This window comes from Monashia sp. HAY1-5C, from assembly GCF_056755255.1.
Genome location: NZ_JBPGXG010000579.1, coordinates 1 through 250 on the forward strand (window position 1 = coordinate 1; position 250 = coordinate 250).

The 250-nt window shown below is 49.6% G+C and carries 1 pseudogene; it reads right to left on the bottom strand.

The features are described from left to right. Positions 1-250: pseudogene (locus tag ACR9ZK_RS22820) on the bottom strand (L-arabinose isomerase); the annotation flags it as partial.

The following is a 250-nucleotide window of genomic DNA, read 5'->3' on the forward strand; positions in this document are numbered from 1 at the left end:
ATGTTATCTCCGAAACGGGCGAATTTCGCACCCTGCCAGTCATCCCAGCCCGCAGCCACACGGCTCCAGTCGCCAATCTGTTTCTGCACTCTTTCTTCATCCCAATGTCCTACGACAACTTTTCTGTTTTTACGGAGACGGCTGACCATAAATCCGAACTCACGGTCACCGTGTGCGGCTTGGTTAAGATTCATAAAATCCATATCCATCGTCGACCAGGGAATATCCTGATTGAACTGGGTGTGAAGAT